Origin of the sequence: Bacillus cereus group sp. Bce019, from assembly GCF_051781745.1 — a bacterium.
Lineage (GTDB): Bacteria > Bacillota > Bacilli > Bacillales > Bacillaceae_G > Bacillus_A > Bacillus_A cereus.
The window spans coordinates 1-347 of the sequence record NZ_JBPWJX010000070.1; the positions used below are offsets into that span (position 1 = coordinate 1).

The following is a 347-nucleotide window of genomic DNA, read 5'->3' on the forward strand; positions in this document are numbered from 1 at the left end:
TCCAGATGGCGATTTACTCAGCTATCGGATTGAACTTAATAGTCGCGCACTACAAGTACGTAGTTTAACACCCTTAACCCTGACAGGTATCGCTGACAGTCAAGAAAGCGAGCTAAGGCTCAGTATCTCAGCTAATGATAATCAACATGGATTAGAGTCTGAAAATTGGGTGACGGCACATTTTTCGTTGCCTGCAATTAAACCACAGCCACCGCTAAGCGATATGTTAATCGATCAACCCTTATATCGAATTAATACCACTAGAACCCTTGGCAGCCAGCGTTACCCGTTTCATGTTTTACAGTGTGAGTTATTCGAACTCAAAGAAGGTAACGTCTGGTACGCGG

General features: G+C 43.8%; 1 protein-coding gene. It reads left to right on the forward strand.

Going from position 1 to position 347, the window contains the following annotated elements; genetic code table 11:
* Nucleotides 1–347 (forward strand): hypothetical protein (locus tag ACS2QP_RS27460; protein WP_438883026.1); only part of this gene is annotated, 347 nt, incomplete at both ends.